Raw genomic sequence first — 2898 nt, 5'->3', positions numbered from 1 at the left:
CCGGGATGTTGGGCAGGCTCGCCAGGATGGCGTCGAGTTCGGCGCCGAGCGCGCGTTCCTCCTCCTTCACCTGGGGCAGGTGGTCCTTCAGGGTCGCCATCTCGTCGAGGATCGGTTGGGCGTCCCGCCCTTCGCGCTTGGCGAGGCCGATTTCCTTCGCCGCCTCGTTGCGGCGGGCCTGCATCTCCTGCATCTGGGTCTGCGCGGCGCGGCGACGGCCGTCGAGGTCGAGCACGGAGGACGACATCGGCGCCAGTCCCCGGCGGCCAAGGCCGCGGTCGAAGGCTTCGGGATTCTCACGGATGGCGCGAAGATCGTGCATGGCTCGAACAATCAACGAATTGTGTGGGGCACTGGTTATACGGCGCGGCCCCGCCAAGGTCCAGTGCAAGGCCTCAGCACGGGTCGCCACGGATGGCGTCCGCCATCCACCGGTGCCCCCTGGATGTCGCCGAGCCCAGAGCGTCCCGTTCAGGCAGCCGGCTTGGTCAGCACGGCGATGGACTGCCCCATGGCATGGCCGTTCCAGCGCGGGTCATGCGAATCGATGAAGTCGACCTCCGGACACCCAAGATGGGCGGCCCAGCGTGAGATCGCATTGCGCTCGATGAAGACGTTCATGTGCGGGAGGACCGAATGCCGACGGGCCCTGACCGTGTCGATGAATATCGTCCAGTGGTTAGAAGAGGCGAATTCCAGAAATGAGAAAATGATGCGGCCGCCCGGCTTTGCGGCACGCACCAGATCCGTCAGATAGAGATAGGAATCCTCGTGCCTGAGATGGGTGAAGACGCTGAAGGCGCAACAGATATCGGCAAAAGCGTCGGGTACAGGAAGCGATAGGGCGTGATTCAGAATAAAACGGTAGTGTTGAGGGGCCTTCGAGGCGGCAAATCGAAGGAGGTCTTCGACAACGTCCACCCCAAGATATTCGATTTCCCATTTCTGCGAAAGCGCAGTGGAAAGCCGCCCGCTGCCGCAGCCGAAATCGAAAACGGACATACCGTTCGCCAGTCCATGCTGCTCCAGCACCTGGCATTCGATCTGACCGAACATCTCGTAGGCGCCGCCGACCGCCTTGCTCATCGCCACGTCGATGGGATCGACGCTTTTCAACGCAGCGACCAGCTTCTCGTAGTCATCGACGAAATATTCTTTTTCCATTACCGATCTCAGCAAAAGAAGAGAAATCGATAGGACTATGGCTGCCGCAGCCGCAAAGTCCGAGCCGTTTCAGCCGGACCATAGTACGGAAATCAAACCGTGAGAAGCCGTGAAACATCCAAGTATCGGCTGGACACGATTCCGGACTGACCGCCGGCGGATTGCGCCCGGAGCATGGCGGACAAGACATTGGGAGTTTAGACAATTTTTCCCTCGTCGCACAATGTCCGCTGGCCGTTCGCATGGCACCGCGGCAAATGTCCTGAATCGCAGAAGGAATTGCGGCAGTGAGGGATTTTGACAGTGCAGGATAACGAATCGCCAGCTTACCTGGTGTCCGGCACGCCGGCCTACCGGCGTGCCAGCAGCATCCTGTTCGTGGCCGGCTTCTCCACCTTCGCCACACTTTATTGTGTCCAGCCGCTGCTGCCCGACTTCGTGCGCGAATTCGGGGTGACACCCGCGGAATCGAGCCTGTCGCTGTCGCTGACAACCGGCATCCTGGCGGTGGCGCTGCTGGTGGCTGGGGCCATCTCGGATGGCATCGGACGCAAGCCGGTGATGGTCGCGGCATTGCTCGGTGCAGGCCTCCTCGGGATCGTCGGCGCGCTGATGCCGGGCTGGCACGGCTTCCTGGCGGTGCGGGCACTGGAAGGTTTGGCTCTGAGCGGCCTGCCGGCGGTGGCGATGGCCTATGTCTCCGAAGAGGTCGATCCGAAATCTGCCGGCGTCGCCATGGGGCTGTATATTGGCGGGACCGCCATCGGCGGCATGTCGGGCCGGGTGCTGACCGCCGTCGTTACCGACCTCGGCAGTTGGCGGCTGGCGGTCGGGGTGGTGGGGGCGCTGGCGGTCGCAGCGGCCGTCACAGTCTGGTTGGCCCTGCCACCGTCACGGCATTTCATCCGCCGCGCCGCCGGATTGCCGGCGCTGGTAAGGGCGTGGCGGGCTTTGCTGACCGATCCGGCACTGCTCGGACTCTTCTCGCTCGGCTTCCTGTTGATGGGCGGCTTCGTCACCGTCTTCAACTATATCGGCTTCCGTCTGAGTGAGCGCCCCTTTGAACTGAGGTCGGCCATCGTCGGCGCGGTGTTCCTGGTCTACAGCTTCGGCGTGGTCAGCTCTCCGCTGTTCGGCGGCTGGTCGGGCCGATTCGGGTCGAACCGCACCTTGGCGGCTGCGGTGACACTGATGGTGGCCGGGCTGGCGCTGATGGAGATCGACAGCCTGTTCGGCATCGCTCCCGGCATCGCCCTGTTCACCTTTGCCTTCTTTGGCGCCCATTCCATCGTGTCGGCATGGATCGGCCGGCGGGCGGCAGTGTCGCGGGGCCAGGCATCGTCGATCTACCTGTTCTGCTATTATCTGGGTTCGACGCTCGCCGGGACGCTCGGCGGGCTGTTCTGGCTAAGGTTCGGCTGGAGCGGCGTGGCCGCCTTCGTTGGGCTGCTGTTGGCGGTCGCGGTGGGTGTGACCATCGGTCTCCAGCGCAGCCGGTGATGGCGCGGCCAACGGTCGCTTGTGCGATTCGCTGTGTTGCATTGCTTCAAGAGATATCTCAAGCTGTATGAGTTCGTTTGTCAGGAGTTCGTGCCCTTGAGTGAGCTGACCGTCTATCTGGAAAACGACGCAAGCAAGCCGGAACTCCGGACAGCCGATCGGCATTGATCGCAGGGCATCTTGCCCATGCGGGCATCCTGTACGAGCGCTGGGCGCTGAACTGCCCCTGCCCTC

At 63.0% G+C, this 2898-nt stretch carries 2 protein-coding genes and 1 pseudogene; 1 reads left to right on the top strand and 2 read right to left on the bottom strand.

The window, feature by feature from the left end; all coding sequences use genetic code 11:
• Positions 1-322 (bottom strand): annotated as a pseudogene (locus tag I71_RS26875) (serine--tRNA ligase); the annotation flags it as partial.
• A 149-nt stretch (positions 323-471) separates the two neighbouring features.
• On the bottom strand, positions 472-1164 hold the full coding sequence (locus tag I71_RS26870; protein WP_042701184.1) for a class I SAM-dependent methyltransferase: 693 nt from the start codon (positions 1162-1164) through the stop codon (positions 472-474).
• Positions 1165-1467: 303 nt separating this feature from the next.
• Between I71_RS26870 and I71_RS26865 the strand changes: the two genes are divergently transcribed.
• Positions 1468-2664, top strand: coding sequence for an MFS transporter (locus I71_RS26865; protein WP_042701182.1), 1197 nt, complete (start codon positions 1468-1470; stop codon positions 2662-2664).
• Positions 2665-2898 lie beyond the last annotated feature (234 nt).

The sequence above is a fragment of the Azospirillum sp. B506 genome (genome assembly GCF_000333595.1).
In the GTDB taxonomy this organism is placed as follows: Bacteria; Pseudomonadota; Alphaproteobacteria; order Azospirillales; family Azospirillaceae; genus Azospirillum.
The sequence above is the reverse complement of the archived record's forward strand: the minus strand, read 5'-3'. Positions and strand labels throughout refer to the sequence as shown.